A 14,976-nucleotide genomic window follows, 5' to 3' on the forward strand; every position below is an offset into this window, starting at 1 on the left:
CCTTACTTTGCCGTTGTCGAACCCAAGTGCTTGTCAGCGCTTGTTTTCTGGGCCGCCGTAAGGAGTGGCGTATTTTAAGGATCTTGGCGGCGATGTCAACATCTTTTTCGTTGAATCCCGCTGGCTCCGGTCAAACCTGGTGGAGCCGATCCTTCGAAGAACTGGGAAGCGATCTTACCGGCTTCACCGCCTTGCGTCAACCGATTTCTTCAATCAAATCAAACGCTTGGCTTTCTTCTCCGCTGCCTCCGAAACCCTGTCTCGGCGTCAGCGGATGCGTACTTTACGACTCTCACCGGCAGTTGGCAACCCTTGGATGAAGAAAAAGTTGATGATACGACCCAGTCGTCATCAAACAGTCACCTCGAGGCCTTCTCTCTTAGATAATCCAGTGCTCCAGAAAGGTATTGACCGGCATCGCTTCGAGCTGCGCAGCATCTTCATACAAGGCGAGTATCCGCTCGCCTCGTTGTGCCGGGAAGCGCGTTGCCAGGTTACGGCGAAACTTCTCTTTCAACAGGGGAATCCCCTCCTCCCGCCGACGTCGATGCCCGAGGGGATATTCCACCGCCACCCGGTCGGTGTGCGTTCCGTCATTGAAGAAGACCTGAATGGCGTTAGCGATGGAGCGCTTGTCCGCCTGGTGATACTCGCGGCTGTATCGCTCGTCTTCTACGATCTCCATCTTGTCACGCAGGAGATCGATGACGGGATGCGCCCGATGGAAGTCATCCTCGTAATGCTCGGCGGTCAAGTCACCGAACGCCAGCGGCACGGCGATCATATATTGCAGGCAGTGATCCCGATCGGCGGGGTTGGCGAGCTCCCCCACCTTGGAAATGATGCGGATGGCAGATTCGTGCGTGGTCACCACGATCCGCTCGACCTCGTCCAGGCGATCGCGCACTTGAGGATGTAGTGCAACGGCTGCTTCGGCCGCGGTCTGGGCATGAAACTCGGCCGGGAAGCTGATCTTGAACAGGACGTTCTCCATCACGTAAGTCCCGTAGGGCTGAGACACGCGAAAGGCACGCTCGGCCTCGGGCTTGATCGCCTGGTCCCTGTTGGTCTTGCTGAACAGGACATCGTAGAACCCCCACTGCGGCGCGGAAAGTACGCCCGGAACGCCCATTTCGCCCCGCATCGCCATATCGGCCAGCCTCACCGCCCGGGACGTTGCATCCCCTGCCGCCCAGCTCTTGCGCGATCCGGCATTGGGTGCGTGGCGGTAGGTGCGCAGACTCTGCCCATCGACGAACGCATGAGAAAGCGCCGAGAGCAACTGCTCGCGGTTGGCGCCCATCAGCTTGGCGACCACAGCCGTCGATGCCACCTTGACCAGCACGACGTGATCCAGGCCTACACGATTGAACGAGTTCTCCAGCGCCAGCACGCCTTGTACCTCGTGGGCCATGACCATGGCGTCGAGTACATCACGAAGGGTCAGCGGTTGTTCGCCCTTTGCCAGGCGCTGCTGGGAAAAGTGATCGGCCACCGCCAGAATGCCGCCGAGATTATCGGAGGGGTGCCCCCATTCCGCCGCCAGCCAGGTGTCGTTGTAATCCAGCCAGCGGATGATGCAGCCGATATCCCAGGCCGCCTTCACCGGATCGAGTCGAAACGGAGTACCGGGTACCCGGGCCCCGTGCGGAACGATCGTACCTTCTACCAGCGGCCCCAGATGTTTGGTGCATTCCGGAAAACGCAGTGCCAACAGTCCGCATCCCAGCGTATCCATCAGACAGTGACGCGCAGTATCCAGCGCTTCCCGACTTTCGATGCGATAGTCGAGCACGTAATCCGCAATCGCCTGAAGCTCCGGATCGTAATCGGGGCGCTGGTTGAAATCGACGTTGGCACTCATGGCATTTCCTTTGATTTGTGACTTGTCCGGCTCGATGTTCGAAGCCGATATCATTGACGCTGCTCGATCGGCACCCAGTCGCGTTTTTCCGGTCCGACATAATCGGCACTGGGACGGATGATACGGTTGTTGGCGCGCTGCTCGAAGACGTGTGCGCACCATCCCGTCAAACGGGAGCAAACGAAGATCGGCGTGAACAACTTGGTGGGAATGCCCATGAAGTGATAGGCGCTGGCGTGATAGAAATCGGCATTGGGGAAGAGCTTCTTCTCTCTCCACATGACTTCATCGACACGCTGCGACACCGCATAGAGGTGATTGTCGCCCACGTCATCCGCCAGTTGTCTGGCCCATCCCTTGATGATCGCGTTACGAGGATCGGACTCGCGATAGATCGCATGGCCGAAGCCCATGATCTTGTCCTTGCGCTCGAGCATTTCGAGAATATGGCGCTCCGCCTCGTCCGGCGTCGACCAGCGGCTGATCATTTCCATCGCCGCTTCATTGGCACCGCCATGCAACGGTCCGCGTAGCGAGCCGATCGCCCCGGTAACGCAGCTGTGCAGATCCGACAGTGTCGACGCACACACCCGCGCCGTGAAGGTCGAGGCGTTAAACTCGTGCTCGGCATAGAGAATCAGCGAGACGTTCATCACCTTGGCGTGCAACTCGGAGGCCGGCTTGCCGTGAAGCAGATGCAGGAAGTGACCACCCACGGAGTCGTCGTCGGTTTCGGTCTCGATGCGCTCGCCGTAATGTGAATATCGATACCAGTAATTGAGAATCGACGGCATGACCGCCAGCAGCCGGTCCGCGTGGCGCTGTTGATCTTCCCTGCGCTGCTCGGTTTCCAGATTGCCCAGCATGGAAGTCCCCGTGCGCAGTACATCCATCGGATGCGCATCGGACGGGACCTGCTCCAATACCTTCTTCAGCGCCTCCGGCAGCGAACGGGAACGCTGGAGCAGCGCAACGTAGTCATCCAATTGACGCTGATTGGGCAACTCCCCCTTGAGCAGCAGGTAGGCGACCTCTTCGAAGCGCGCATTCTCCGCCAACGCCTGGATGTCGTAGCCACGATAGGTGAGCCCCGAGCCGCTCTTGCCGACCGTGCAGATTTCGGTCGAGCCGGCGCTCTGCCCGCGCAGCCCGGTGCTTTTGGGTCGTTCCGCCATGGTAGTCTCCTCCGATAGTCTTCTTCCTGGCTGCGACTCAGTCGCCCCCTTTCTCGAAGAGCGTATCGAGCTTGCGTTCGAAGGCGTGATAGTCGAGGAAGTCGTAGAGCTCTTCTCGTGTCTGCATCAGATCGACCACGTCTCGCTGATGCCCTTTGGCGTGAATGTCCCGATACACCTTGAGTGCCGCGGCATTCATCGCACGGAAAGCCGAGAGCGGATAAAGCACCATGCGACAGCCGACCTCGGCCAGCTCCTGCTGGGTAAATAGCGGCGTAGCCCCGAACTCGGTGATATTGGCGAGGATGGGTGCCTCGACGCCCTCGCAGAACGCCCGATAGTCATCCAGGGTATGCACCGCCTCGGCAAAGATCGCATCGGCGCCCGCCTCGATACAGGCGTTAGCCCGCTCGATCGCAGCGGCCAGACCCTCCTTCTGGAAGGCATCGGTGCGCGCGATGAGATAGAAATCCGCGTCGTGACGGGCATCGGATGCCGCCTTGATACGATCGACCATCTCCGACTGGGAAACGATCTCCTTGTTGGGACGATGGCCGCAGCGTTTCTGCGCCACCTGGTCCTCGAGGTGAACCGCGGCAACACCGGCGCGCTCCATCTCCTTGATCGTGCGGGCGATGTTGAAAGCCCCGCCCCAGCCGGTATCGATATCCACCAGCAGCGGCAGATCGCAGGCGCCAGTAATGCGACGGGCGTCTTCCACCACATCGTTGAGCGTGGTCATGCCCAGATCCGGCAGCCCGTAGGACGCGTTGGCCACCCCGCCGCCGGACAGATAAAGGGCATGATGCCCGACCGCCTTTGCCATCATCGCGCTATAGGCATTGATGGCGCCGACGATGGGCAACGGACGGTGGCGATCGAGCGCTTCACGAAAGCGGGCGCCGGGGCTTGGTTGAGTCATGATTCGATCCTCGGGATGTCGGGAGAGTCGGACGCCTCCTCTCCCAGCGTACGGGCATAATGGGCAGCGACGTTCTCGCGAGAGGCGCTGACATGGCGGCGCATCAGCAGCTCGGCCAGCTCGGCATCGCCCGCTTCGATCGCATCGACGATACGATGGTGCTCGACGAACGCTCGTTGCGGCCGGGAGCCCTTGGCACTGAATTGGGTACGATAGAGCCGCACCAGGTAATAGAGGTCATCGCACAGCAAGGTCATCAGCATGCGATTGTGGCTGCCTTGCACGATGCGATAATGAAAGTCGAGATCGCCCTCGCGCTGGTAATAAGCCTCTCCACTGGACAAGTCTTCCTGACGTTCGTGAAAAGCCAGCACTTCTCGCAGCCCGGCAATTTCCTCGGCGGTCATCGACTTCGCGGCCAGTCGCGCCGCCATGCTCTCCAGCGCCTCACGCACGTCGAACAGCTCCAGCAGCTCGTCCATCGACAGCTTGACGACCCGGGCACCGACATGGGGCACGCGCTCGATCAGGCGATAGGTTTCCAACCGGCGCATGGCTTCCCGCAACGGCCCCCGGGAGATACCGTAATGCGACGAGAGGTCCGGCTCCGTGATGCGCGTGCCGGGTGGCAGCTCGCCACGAACGATGGCACGCTGAAGCTGGTGGAAAACGCGCTCGGCCAGGGTACGAACTACAGGAAGTTCGGTGTCGGCATCGTGCGCATCGGAAGTTGGTTGAAACATTAAGTTGTTAACAATCAAAGGGCGAAGACCCAATCATAGGCGCCCCGTTTTCCCGGGGCAATGGAAAAAACGTCGCAGATATCGCACTTTAGTCGAAAACCACAAACTTCTTTCTGCATCATTGTCGACAATCAATTCCACAAGCGGCCAGACACCGGCAGATACGCTTCCGCTCCCGGCGCCATTCACGTTCGCCCCACGAGAGCGCAAAGACCTCGCTCATCATCACGACTCCCGATAGACTTGCCGCCAGGCATTCGTTGCCCGCATGACAAGGCTTTCGATGCCGTGTCGTTGTTTCATTCGTCAGGAAAAAGGTGTTCATGGCTGACGCGCGACCGTGGCTCGAGATAGCCGACCTTCCCTATACCTCCGATCCCACGTCGCTCTTCGAACGATTGCAGTCGCGTCCCGGTGCCGTATTACTGGACAGCGGCCGTCCGGGCGCCCCGGGTGGACGCTTCGACATTCTCAGCAGCGATCCGCTGGCGATGCTGACCATCGATGACGGCCACCCTCGTTGCGAGCCGTCGATGCCACTGCCCGCCGCCCCCTTCGCGGCACAGCAGGCCTTGCTGGAGCACGCCGAGACCGAACTGCTGCCGAGACTGTCGGACACCGTCGCGGCGCGGGCCAGCGCTCTTCCCTTTCTCGGCGGCCTGCTCGGCTACTGGGGCTATTCGCTGGTCAAGGCTCACGATGCGACGGACGACGCTGCCCGGCGAGCCGCCCGCCGACCGGGGCCCGGGCTGCCCGAGGCCAGGCTCGGGCTCTACGACTGGGCGCTGATTCAGGATCACTACGCCCGGCGCACGTTCGTTGTCGCCACGGCCGAACGTCGCCAGCAGGTCATGGCCTGGCTGAACGAGCCTGCAACGCCGACACGGCCCGGCTTCACCCTGACCCGCCCCTTCGTGGCCGACCTGGATCGCGCCGGCTATACACAGCGCTTTCAGCGGGTCATGGACTACCTTCACGCGGGTGACTGCTATCAGATCAACCTGGCCCAGCGCTTTACCGCCCATTTCCAGGGGAGCACCTGGCAGGCGTACCAACGTCTTCGTCAGGCCACGCCGACGCCCTACGGCGGTTATCTCGCTTGGGAGGACCAAGCCATTCTGTCGCTGTCGCCGGAGCGCTTCATCGGTATCGCCGATGGACGGGTCGAAACCCGCCCGATCAAGGGGACTCGCCCCCGTGGCTCGACGCCCGAGGACGACCGGCGTCTGGCAGCAGAGCTACAGCAGAGTGCCAAGGATCGCGCAGAGAACGTCATGATCGTCGATCTGCTCCGCAACGACCTCGGCCGTGTCTGCCGGCCCGGCAGCGTCACGGTTCCCCAGCTCTGCGGACTGGAGAGCTATGCCAACGTACATCATCTGGTCAGTATCGTGCATGGGAAACTCGCAATCGGTGCGAGGCCGCTGGATCTGCTGGCTTCCGCTTTTCCCGGCGGCTCGATTACCGGCGCCCCCAAGCATCGCGCCATGCAGATCATCGACGAGCTGGAGCCCTCTCAACGTAGCGTCTACTGTGGCAGTCTCGGCTATCTCGATCGTCGCGGCCGTCTCGACACCTCGATCGCGATCCGTACCGTCATCGCCGATGGAGACACGCTACATATCTGGGGCGGCGGCGGGCTGGTCGCGGATTCCGACGAAGAGGCCGAATATCAGGAAACGCTGGCCAAGATCGCACGACTGATGCAAGCGTTAGCGGGTTGAAGCCGTCGCGAGCCCGATTTCTGATAGCCTTTCCCTGGCTGACGCCGCCCGACGCCACCTCTAGACATCGATTCTTGCCTTGAAAGCCACCACTCGCTTGCCTCACATCGCGAAGCCGGAATCCACGGCTGCTCGCTACCTGGCCCGCCAGCGGCGTCAGCGGGGGTTGATCGTCCTGACCGCCCTGGCGGTCCTGGCTTCTCTCCTGGCCGATGTCGCCACCGGCCCGGGTGCCTATGCCCTTCCCGACGTGCTGAAAGCGTTGGTCGCACCGTCGGAGGTGTCTCGCGTCCTCCAGATCGTGGTATGGGAGATTCGGCTACCGGTCGCCTTGATGGCTATCATCGTCGGCGCCAGTCTCGCCGTCGCTGGTGCGGAGATGCAGACTCTGCTCGACAATCCGCTCGCCGACCCGTTCACGCTCGGCATCTCTTCGGCGGCCAGCTTCGGCGCCGCGCTGGCCATCGTGCTCGACTTCGGCCTCCTGCCGGTGGCCGGCACGCTGCTGCTGACCGGTAACGCCTTCCTGCTGGCCATGTTCGCCTCCCTGGCGATATGGGCCTTGAGTCGACTACGCGGCGTCAGCATCCAGACGATGGTGCTGATGGGCATCGCGATCATGTTCTTCTTCAACGCGCTGCTGGGAATCCTGCAGTACGTCGCTTCCGCCGAGTCGCTGCAGCAGCTGATGTTCTGGTCGCTGGGCAGCCTGGACAAGGCCAGCTGGGGAAAGCTCGGGCTCGCCGGCCTGGCATTGCTGGTCACGATACCCATCTTCGTCAGGGCACGGTCGCGACTGACCGCCCTGCGACTGGGAGACGTTCAGGCCAAAGCGATGGGTATCGATGTCGGCAGACTTCGGCTGCGCATGCTGCTGTGCTGCGCACTGCTGTCGGCGACGGCCGTCGCCTTCGTGGGAACCATCGGCTTCATCGGCCTGGTCGGTCCGCACATCGCGCGCCTCCTGGTAGGCGAGGACCAGCGCGTGTTCCTGCCGATGTCCGCGCTGACCGGCGCCCTGATTCTGTCGTTGACCTCGATCCTGTCGAAGACCCTGATTCCCGGCATCCTGCTGCCGATCGGCATCCTGACGGCCCTGATCGGCCTGCCGTTCTTCGTCTCGCTGATCCTGCGTTCGCGCCGGGAGCCATGGCGATGACTCTCACCATCGATCATCTCGACTGTTCGCTGGGGAAGCGTCGAATACTGCACGATCTCTCCGGCCTGAGCGCAAGACCGGGCGAGATCACGGCATTGATCGGCCCCAACGGCTCGGGCAAATCGACGCTGCTCAAGGCGATCGCCGGCATCGAAGCGGCCAGCGGTCGCATCCGGCTGGGCGAACGGCAACTCGATGCGCTATCTCTCGAGCAGCGCAGCCAATGCCTCTACTATCTTCTCCAAGATACCAGCACCCAGGCGGCGCTGAGTGTTTTCGAAGCCGTCCTGCTCGCTCGTCGCACGCAGGTTGCCGAGCCCGCCGCCACCGCGCTGTCGGCGGTCGAACGAGCCCTGACATCGCTGGAACTCGACCCCTTGGCCGAGCGCGAGCTGGTCATGCTTTCCGGCGGTCAGCGCCAGCGAGTCGCGATCGCGCAGGCGATCGTGCGAAAACCGAAGCTGCTGATGCTCGATGAACCGACCAGCGCGCTGGACCTGCACCACCAACTGCAGGTGCTCGACTATCTTCGGCGTCTGGCGCGCCGCGAAGGGATCGTCATCGTTCTCGCGATTCACGATCTCAACCTGGCCGCCCGCTTCGCCGATCATCTGTGGGTCGTGAAGGAAGGTCGACACATTGTCAGCGGCATGCCAGAGCAAGTGCTGACCCCCGAGCGCCTGCGAGACATCTATGCTATCGAAGCCCATGTGGAATGGCCGATCGAGGCCCCGCCTCGTGTCATCCCGCTATCGGCCCTGCACCGGCTGGGTGACTAATAATCAGAAGATTGATTTCTAACGCCAACTAGATAATCTGGTTATATATCCATCTAACCAAACGGTATTGGTCGATGCCTGGCCGCCCTTGCTAGAGTGACAGCCATTCCACGCCCCGTCGGATTTTGCCCACCTTGCGGCGTGACCACCCTGAAGGAGTCAGCCATGGCGTTCGACCTCGATGCCCTGAACCGTGAAATCGGCCACGATCCGCTGGCCATTACCGAATTTGCACTGAGCCTGGATCAGAAGGCGATCTGCACCACCAACTTCCGTCCGTTCGAGGCCGTGATACTGCACCTGGTCACTCGTGTGCGCCCCGATATTCCCGTCGTGTGGATGGATAGCGGCTACAACACGCCGGAGACCTATCGCTTCGCCGAGGAACTGACCAGGCAACTCGACCTCAACCTGACCATCTACCACCCGCTTCGCTCACGGGCCCATCGCGAGGCAGTGGAAGGCCCGACACCGCAGATCGACGACCCGCGTCACGCGGCGTTCACCGAAGAGGTCAAGCTCGAACCGTTCCGCCGCGCCCTGGCCGAGACGGCGCCGGATGTCTGGTTCACGGCACTGCGGGCAGAAGACACCGCGGAGCGCTCGCGCATGCAGCCCCTGTCCCGCAATGCCGATGGGCTGTTGAAAGTGGCTCCGGTACTGCACTGGACCGCCAAGCAGATGTATCAATACCTGCAGCAGCACGACCTGCCCAACAACTTCGACTACTTCGATCCGACCAAGGTGGAAGAAAAGCGCGAGTGCGGTCTGCATTTGCAACATTGACCGGCAACGCGTCTCGCTCGGTCCGCACCCTATAACGCATGAGCCCCGCCAGTGGCGGGGCTCATGCGTTGAGAAAAAGATCGTCTGCTGGAAACGATCCCGACAGGAACCGGCCTCTACGACACGGTTTCTACAGCACCGGCAGCTGAATTCCCTCGAACAGCTCGGCCTCGTGCCGCGGCCCCGCCGCCAGCGCCGCCTCGACGGTTTCTCGATCGAGGTGTGGTGCCATGCGCTTGACGAAGTCGTACATGTAGGTACGCATGAAGGTGCCGCGACGTATGCCGATCTTGGTGGTGGAACTCTCGAACAGATGCGACGCATCCACGGCGATCAGGTCGCTGTCGGCAACGGGGTCGACGGCCATGTGCGCAACGATGCCAATCCCCAGTCCCAGGCGCACGTAGGTCTTGATCACATCGGAGTCGGCCGCCGTAAGCACGACATTGGGCGTCAGGTCCCGGGACTTGAACGCATCATCGAGCTGCGAACGACCGGTAAAGCCAAAAACGTAGGTGACCAGAGGATGTTCGGCGACGCGTTCGAGCGTCAGCTCGCCGGTGGCCAGCGGGTGCCCCTTGGGTACGAGCACGCAACGATTCCAGCGGTAGCACGGTAGCAGTACCAGATCGTTGAACAGCTCCAGCGACTCGGTGCAGATCGCGAAATCCGCGGACCCTTCACTGACCATCTGCGCGATCTGCTTCGGCGTCCCCTGCTGCATGTGAAGAGCGACATCCGGATACTTCTGCCGAAACTCGCTGATTACGCCAGGCAGCACGTACCGTGCCTGGGTGTGCGTGGTGGCAATCGCCAGGTTACCGCGGCGTTCGTCGCTATGTTCCTGCGCGACGTGCTTGATATCCTCGACCGTTCGCAGCACCTTGCCGGCCAATTCGACGATCGCCTCCCCGGCGGGTGTCACGCGAGTCAGATGCTTGCCGCTGCGCGCGAAAATCTCCACCCCGAGTTCGTCTTCCAGCAGCCGAATCTGCTTGGAGATACCGGGTTGCGACGTGAACAGGCTTTGGGCCGTCGCCGATACATTGAGCTGATGCCGTGTCACTTCCCATACATAGCGCAACTGCTGAAGCTTCATAAGCGACCTCGTGGCTTCCCGACTCGCCAAAAATGGCATAAGAAACGATTTAAAGATTACTTTACGCAATAAGTGGCAGCACGTGAAGGCCAAAAAACGCTATTCCGGATATGAAAAAATGACCTTTAATAACTTGGCGCTATCGTTTCGATAAGCCAGGATATTTGCCAGCATCCCATGCAAGGGCTAACATCGACGCCATAAGCTCGGTAAGAGCCCAATGTCTACAGGAGTTAACGTCATGTCCAACAACGTCGATGTCACCACGGCCAATTTCGAACAGGAAGTGCTGAATTCGGACAAGCCCGTTCTGCTCAAGTTCTGGGCGCCCTGGTGCGGTCCCTGCAAGATGATGGCGCCCGTCGTCGATGAAGTCGCCGATGAAAAGGCCGAGGATATCAAGGTCGTCAGCGTCAATGTCGATGACGCCCCGGAGATCGCCTCCGAGCACGGGGTGCGCGGGGTTCCCACGGTGATGCTGTTCAAATCCGGCGCCAAGGTCGCTTCGCTGGTCGGCGCGCAGTCCAAGTCCCAGCTGACGCAGTTCCTCGAACAGAACGGCTGATACCGGCAGACCGTCGACAGATAGTCTCGGTTTCGCCATATCCTCAAGGCCGCACTCTCGTGAGTGCGGCTTTTTCATGGCCGCCATTCCGGTCGCCGGGTAACCGAACGGCAGTCGGAACCTCGAGAGGCCAAGCCAGCCTGCTCTCGAACTGGGTCCGGCCGGTCGAATCTTCGGTGTCTGACGCTACCCGATCGCTACTCGATTTCTTCCTCCAGCTCATCCAGCGCTTCCTGAGCCTTGCGCTGACGCCGCCGTCTACGCTCCGAGGGGCTCAACATCTTGGCGATCCAGCGCGTCTCGGGATGGCTGTCCAACGCGATCTTGAGCGTCATCGTCAGCGGTACCGACAGCAGCATGCCGACCGGCCCCAGAACCCACCCCCAGACCACCAGGGAAAGAAACGCGACCAGCGTCGATAGTCCCATCGTTCGGCCCATGACACGCGGCTCGACGATGTTGCCAAGAATGAAGTTGATGGTGAGATAGGTACCCGACAGGATCAGCGCCTTCACTACCCCGCCGTCCGGCATCGCGAGTGTCAGCAGGACCGGCGGCACCGCGGCCAGCACCGAGCCGATATTGGGAATGTAATTGAGAATGAAAGCCAGCGCCCCCCAGAGCAGCGCGAACTTCACCCCGACGAGCCATGCCGAAATCGTGACCAGCACCCCCGTGATCAGGCTGATCACGGTTTTTACTGCCATGTAGCGCTTGAGGTTGTAGCTGAACTCGGTGAACCGCTCCAGACTCGGCCCCGGATTGGTCAGTGCCCTGGCCACCTTCTGGCGAAAATCCAGCGTCTCGAACAGCATGAAATTGACCATCAGCAGAATGACCAGACTCTGGGACAAGACTAGGCCCAGGCCGCTGAGAAAGCCGGAGACCCAGCTCTGGTCGTCGGAGTCGTCGACCATGTCGGAAAGCTGCTGCGGCGAGACGGAGAGCCCCTGGTTGGCCAGCCACTCCAGCAGAGTCAAATAGTGCCCTTGGAGCTGCTTCTGCGTTTCCGGCCAGCTCTCCATGAACATCGCGAAGCTGTTGGCCAGCAAGGTGCCGAACAGCGCCAGCAATCCGCCCAGTATCAGCAGCGTGATCAGTACGGCCGCAAAGGAATTGACCCCTCGGCGGTAGAGCCAGTGGACCGGCGAGGCACAGATCACGGCAACGAACAGCGACAGCAGTATCGGGATGATGAGACTTTCCGCGGCGCGTATCCCGGCGATGATGATCGTCAGCGACGCCAGCGTCAGCATCAGATTGAAGGGAACGTTCCGAAACGTGGGTTCCTGCCCGGGCGACATAGTGATAATCCTAGTGACACATCCTGTGAATCGAGACAGTAGCACGATCCTTGCACGGGTTCGTTGCCACGATGCAAAGTGTCGGAAATATCCTCTTTATCCAGACGCTGAACGCAGACACGCCCGAGCCAGAGCCCGGGCGTGTCTGCCAACCTCGATCGACATCCGATCTTCGGCGATCAACCATAACGGCCGGTAATGTAGTCCTCCGTCCGGGATTCCTTCGGCTGGGTGAAGATCCTGGTCGTGTCGTCACACTCGATCAAACTGCCCAGATACATGAAGGCGGTGATATCCGAAATGCGGGCTGCCTGTTGCATGTTGTGCGTCACGATGACGATCGTGTAGTCCTTCTTGAGCTCGTTGATCAGGTCTTCGATATACCCGGTCGAGATAGGGTCCAGCGCCGACGTCGGCTCGTCCAGCAGGATCACTTCCGGCTTCACCGCGATGGTGCGGGCAATGCAAAGTCGCTGCTGCTGCCCGCCGGAAAGCGCCTGACCACTCTGCTTGAGCTTGTCCTTGACCTCGTTCCAGAGCGCCGCCTTGCGCAGCGCCCACTCGACTCGCTCTTCGAGCTCGCGTGCCGAGAGCTTCTCGTAGAGACGAATCCCGAAGGCGACGTTGTCGAAGACCGACATCGGGAACGGCGTCGGCTTCTGAAAGACCATCCCGACCCGGGAGCGCAGCAGGTTGAGATCGACGCCCGAATCGTAGATGTCGTGATCGTCGAGCAGGATCTGCCCCTCGGTCCGGATCCCCTCGTAGAGGTCATGGATGCGGTTGAAACAGCGAATCAACGTCGACTTGCCGCACCCGGAGGGGCCAATGAAGGCCGTGACCTGACGCTCCGGAATTTCCATGGAGACGTTCTTGAGCGCCTGGAACTTGCCGTAATAGAGGCTCAGATCGTCCACCCGCAACTTGGTAGCAACCTGGGGAGCAGGCGTCGCATCGACGGGATCGGCGTCGCGTTTCTGCTTGAGAGAAATATCGGCTGTCATGGCAGTCTCGCAGCTGGAAATCAGGAACGCTGGCGCGAGAAATAGCGCGCCGCAATGTTCAGAATCAGGATGGCAGCGGTCAGGATCAATGCACCGCCCCAGGCCAGTGCAACCAGGTCGGGAATGAAGGCATTGATCGTCATGTTCTGGTAGATGGTCATCGGCAGGTTGGCCATCTCGCTACCCAGGTCGAATAGATTCCACTGGTTGGAATTCAGCGACGTGAACAGCAGCGGTGCCGTCTCGCCACTGATACGGGCAAAGCCCAACAGGATACCGGTCAGGATGCCTGCGCGAGCCCCGCTGTAGCAGACCCGAACGATGATCCACCAGCGATGGGCGCCCAGCGCAGCGGCCGCTTCACGCAGCGAATTGGGGATCAGACGCAGCATGTCCTCGGTGGAGCGAATCACCACCGGCACGATGATGACGGTCAGTGCCAGCACGCCCGCCCAGCCGGAGAAGTTACCCATCGGCACGACGACCACGGCGTAGATGAACAGGCCGATGATGATCGACGGTGCCGACAGGAGGATATCGTTGATGAAGCGAATCACCTTCGCCATCAGTCCCTTGCCGCTATACTCCGCCAGCCAGGTGCCCGCAGCGACGCCAATGACGGTACCGATCAGGGTCGCGGCGCAGGTCATGATGAACGTTCCCCAGATCGCATTGCCCAGGCCGCCGCCGGTCATCCGCGTACGCTCGACGAAGGTCGACGGCGAGATCGCGCCGATGCCCTTGGTCACCAGCGTGAAGAGGATCGCGAACAGGAAGACGAACCCGATCACGGTGGCCAGCTGACAGAGCAGCATCACCAACTGATTGAGCCGTTTGCGTCGGCGGTAAAGCGGCGTTTGACTGATATTCATGGCTCTCTCCTGCCGCTTACGCGTGACGACCGGTACTGTTGCGCAACAGATAGCGCGCGAACGCCAGTACCGCAAAGGTGATCAGGAACAGAATCAGACCGAGCGCCAGCAGCGCCGAGCGCTGAGTGCCGTCCGACTCGGAGAACTGGTTGGCGATCAAGGCTGCGATCGACGTGCCCTGCCCGGTCAGAGTCGTGTTCAGGAACAGGTTGTTGCCGATCACGAACGTTACCGCCATGGTCTCGCCCAGCGCACGCCCCAGACCGAGGACGACACCGCCGACCAGACCGCCTTTCACCGACGGCAGAATCACGCGCCGCGTCACTTCCCAGGTCGTGCAGCCCAGCCCGTAGGCGGACTCGCGCATGACCGCAGGCACGGTATTGATCACGTCCCGGCTTACCGCCGTGATGAAGGGAATGATCATCACGGCCAGAATGATGCCCGCCGTCGTCAGACCGGTACCGGCGGGAAAGACCGTAGGGAACCAGGTGCGCAGCAACGGTGCCAGCACTTCCATACCCCACATGCCGTAAATGATTGATGGGATACCTGCCAGCAGCTCGATCAACGTGCTCAGCGGCTGACGCAGGAACCCGGGGCATCGCTCGGTCAGGAAGATAGCGATGCCGAAAGAGACCGGCACGGCAATGACGATCGCGATGAACGACGTCAGCAGCGTCCCGTAGATTGCCGGCAGTGCGCCAAAGACCTCGACGTTGGCCGCCCAGCGGTTTTCCGTAAGAAAGTCCAGGCCGTAACGCTGGATTGCCGGCCAGCTGGACAACATCAATGACGCGATGATCGCCCCGAGCAGCAGCAGCACGGCAAAGGCGAACGCGAACAGCGTGCGCTCGAACCATACATCGATGCGTGCCTTGCGTCGTAGCCGCTTGCGGGCAGCATCGCTGAGATGCCCCAGGCCGCTGGCTTGAATCGCGTTGGAGGTGGCCATCTTCATTCCTCATCGACTTGCCAAC

General features: G+C 61.0%; 15 protein-coding genes. 6 read left to right on the top strand and 9 right to left on the bottom strand.

Annotated elements, in window-relative coordinates; all coding sequences use genetic code 11:
- The coding region (locus R3F72_RS02305; protein WP_332778830.1) for a hypothetical protein at nucleotides 1-320 on the top strand (320 nt) is incomplete at its 5' end.
- Nucleotides 321-379: 59 nt separating this feature from the next.
- Here R3F72_RS02305 and prpD read toward each other — a convergent pair.
- Genes prpD through R3F72_RS02325 form a run of 4 tightly spaced genes read right to left on the bottom strand, consistent with a single transcriptional unit; the run spans nucleotide 380 to nucleotide 4,704 of the window.
- On the bottom strand, nucleotides 380-1,864 hold the full coding sequence (gene prpD, locus R3F72_RS02310) for a 2-methylcitrate dehydratase (protein ID WP_087718095.1): 1,485 nt from the start codon (nucleotides 1,862-1,864) through the stop codon (nucleotides 380-382).
- A 50-nt stretch (nucleotides 1,865-1,914) separates the two neighbouring features.
- A complete protein-coding gene (prpC, locus tag R3F72_RS02315; RefSeq protein ID WP_332778831.1) occupies nucleotides 1,915-3,039 on the bottom strand; it encodes a bifunctional 2-methylcitrate synthase/citrate synthase in 1,125 nt (374 codons plus the stop codon).
- 37 nt (nucleotides 3,040-3,076) lie between these two features.
- Nucleotides 3,077-3,961 carry a methylisocitrate lyase gene (gene prpB / locus R3F72_RS02320; protein ID WP_087717848.1) on the bottom strand — a complete coding sequence of 295 codons (885 nt, stop codon included), beginning with the start codon at nucleotides 3,959-3,961 and terminating at the stop codon, nucleotides 3,077-3,079.
- Entirely contained in the window at nucleotides 3,958-4,704 is a 747-nt protein-coding gene (locus R3F72_RS02325; RefSeq protein WP_087717849.1) for a GntR family transcriptional regulator, read from the bottom strand. The genes prpB and R3F72_RS02325 overlap by 4 nt, the downstream gene beginning before the upstream one ends.
- Nucleotides 4,705-5,027: 323 nt before the next feature.
- On the opposite strand from R3F72_RS02325, the gene pabB reads away from it, so the two are divergent.
- The 4 genes from pabB (at nucleotide 5,028) to R3F72_RS02345 (ending at nucleotide 9,152) form a co-directional block, all read left to right on the top strand.
- The gene (pabB, locus tag R3F72_RS02330) at nucleotides 5,028-6,428 is read left to right on the top strand and encodes an aminodeoxychorismate synthase component I (protein ID WP_087717850.1); all 1,401 of its coding nucleotides are present in this window, start codon (nucleotides 5,028-5,030) and stop codon (nucleotides 6,426-6,428) included.
- 79 nt (nucleotides 6,429-6,507) lie between these two features.
- Complete coding sequence (locus R3F72_RS02335) at nucleotides 6,508-7,587, top strand: FecCD family ABC transporter permease (RefSeq protein ID WP_332778832.1); 1,080 nt, start codon at nucleotides 6,508-6,510, stop codon at nucleotides 7,585-7,587.
- Nucleotides 7,584-8,366: an ABC transporter ATP-binding protein gene (locus R3F72_RS02340; RefSeq protein WP_332778833.1), complete on the top strand. Its 783-nt coding sequence runs from the start codon at nucleotides 7,584-7,586 to the stop codon at nucleotides 8,364-8,366. Before R3F72_RS02335 ends, R3F72_RS02340 begins: the two co-directional genes overlap by 4 nt.
- Before the next feature lie 165 nt (nucleotides 8,367-8,531).
- Nucleotides 8,532-9,152: a phosphoadenosine phosphosulfate reductase domain-containing protein gene (locus tag R3F72_RS02345; RefSeq protein WP_071231617.1), complete on the top strand. Its 621-nt coding sequence runs from the start codon at nucleotides 8,532-8,534 to the stop codon at nucleotides 9,150-9,152.
- Nucleotides 9,153-9,282: 130 nt separating this feature from the next.
- Here the strand turns inward: R3F72_RS02345 and cysB are convergent, their stop codons facing one another.
- The gene (gene cysB / locus R3F72_RS02350) at nucleotides 9,283-10,251 is read right to left on the bottom strand and encodes an HTH-type transcriptional regulator CysB (protein WP_071231618.1); all 969 of its coding nucleotides are present in this window, start codon (nucleotides 10,249-10,251) and stop codon (nucleotides 9,283-9,285) included.
- 241 nt (nucleotides 10,252-10,492) lie between these two features.
- Here cysB and trxA point away from each other — a divergent pair, with 241 nt between their 5' ends.
- On the top strand, nucleotides 10,493-10,816 hold the full coding sequence (gene trxA / locus R3F72_RS02355; RefSeq protein WP_071231619.1) for a thioredoxin: 324 nt from the start codon (nucleotides 10,493-10,495) through the stop codon (nucleotides 10,814-10,816).
- 197 nt (nucleotides 10,817-11,013) lie between these two features.
- On the opposite strand, the gene R3F72_RS02360 is transcribed toward trxA, so the two are convergent.
- The 4 genes from R3F72_RS02360 to pstC all read right to left on the bottom strand — a co-directional run bounded on the left by R3F72_RS02360 (nucleotide 11,014) and on the right by pstC (nucleotide 14,951).
- Nucleotides 11,014-12,120 (bottom strand): AI-2E family transporter, encoded by a 1,107-nt coding sequence (locus R3F72_RS02360; protein WP_087717853.1) that lies wholly within the window; start codon nucleotides 12,118-12,120, stop codon nucleotides 11,014-11,016.
- A 179-nt stretch (nucleotides 12,121-12,299) separates the two neighbouring features.
- Nucleotides 12,300-13,124: a phosphate ABC transporter ATP-binding protein PstB gene (gene pstB, locus R3F72_RS02365; RefSeq protein WP_087717854.1), complete on the bottom strand. Its 825-nt coding sequence runs from the start codon at nucleotides 13,122-13,124 to the stop codon at nucleotides 12,300-12,302.
- Nucleotides 13,125-13,144: 20 nt separating this feature from the next.
- Nucleotides 13,145-13,996: a phosphate ABC transporter permease PstA gene (gene pstA / locus R3F72_RS02370; RefSeq protein WP_087717855.1), complete on the bottom strand. Its 852-nt coding sequence runs from the start codon at nucleotides 13,994-13,996 to the stop codon at nucleotides 13,145-13,147.
- Between the two features lie 16 nt (nucleotides 13,997-14,012).
- Nucleotides 14,013-14,951, bottom strand: a complete 939-nt coding sequence (pstC, locus tag R3F72_RS02375; RefSeq protein ID WP_087718097.1) for a phosphate ABC transporter permease subunit PstC — start codon at nucleotides 14,949-14,951, stop codon at nucleotides 14,013-14,015.
- Nucleotides 14,952-14,976: the final 25 nt, after the last annotated feature.

Source organism: Salinicola sp. 4072, assembly GCF_036663415.1.
Classification (GTDB): Bacteria; Pseudomonadota; Gammaproteobacteria; order Pseudomonadales; family Halomonadaceae; genus Salinicola; species Salinicola salarius_A.

Bases quoted from the DNA above. Each gene is read 5' to 3' on its own strand.
- prpD (WP_087718095.1), bottom strand. From the start codon at position 1,864: ATGAGTGCCAACGTCGATTTCAACCAGCGCCCCGATTACGATCCGGAG.
- prpC (WP_332778831.1), bottom strand. From the start codon at position 3,039: ATGGCGGAACGACCCAAAAGCACCGGGCTGCGCGGGCAGAGCGCCGGC.
- prpB (WP_087717848.1), bottom strand. From the start codon at position 3,961: ATGACTCAACCAAGCCCCGGCGCCCGCTTTCGTGAAGCGCTCGATCGC.
- R3F72_RS02325 (WP_087717849.1), bottom strand. From the start codon at position 4,704: ATGTTTCAACCAACTTCCGATGCGCACGATGCCGACACCGAACTTCCT.
- pabB (WP_087717850.1), top strand. From the start codon at position 5,028: ATGGCTGACGCGCGACCGTGGCTCGAGATAGCCGACCTTCCCTATACC.
- R3F72_RS02340 (WP_332778833.1), top strand. From the start codon at position 7,584: ATGACTCTCACCATCGATCATCTCGACTGTTCGCTGGGGAAGCGTCGA.
- R3F72_RS02345 (WP_071231617.1), top strand. From the start codon at position 8,532: ATGGCGTTCGACCTCGATGCCCTGAACCGTGAAATCGGCCACGATCCG.
- cysB (WP_071231618.1), bottom strand. From the start codon at position 10,251: ATGAAGCTTCAGCAGTTGCGCTATGTATGGGAAGTGACACGGCATCAG.
- trxA (WP_071231619.1), top strand. From the start codon at position 10,493: ATGTCCAACAACGTCGATGTCACCACGGCCAATTTCGAACAGGAAGTG.
- R3F72_RS02360 (WP_087717853.1), bottom strand. From the start codon at position 12,120: ATGTCGCCCGGGCAGGAACCCACGTTTCGGAACGTTCCCTTCAATCTG.
- pstB (WP_087717854.1), bottom strand. From the start codon at position 13,124: ATGACAGCCGATATTTCTCTCAAGCAGAAACGCGACGCCGATCCCGTC.
- pstA (WP_087717855.1), bottom strand. From the start codon at position 13,996: ATGAATATCAGTCAAACGCCGCTTTACCGCCGACGCAAACGGCTCAAT.
- pstC (WP_087718097.1), bottom strand. From the start codon at position 14,951: ATGGCCACCTCCAACGCGATTCAAGCCAGCGGCCTGGGGCATCTCAGC.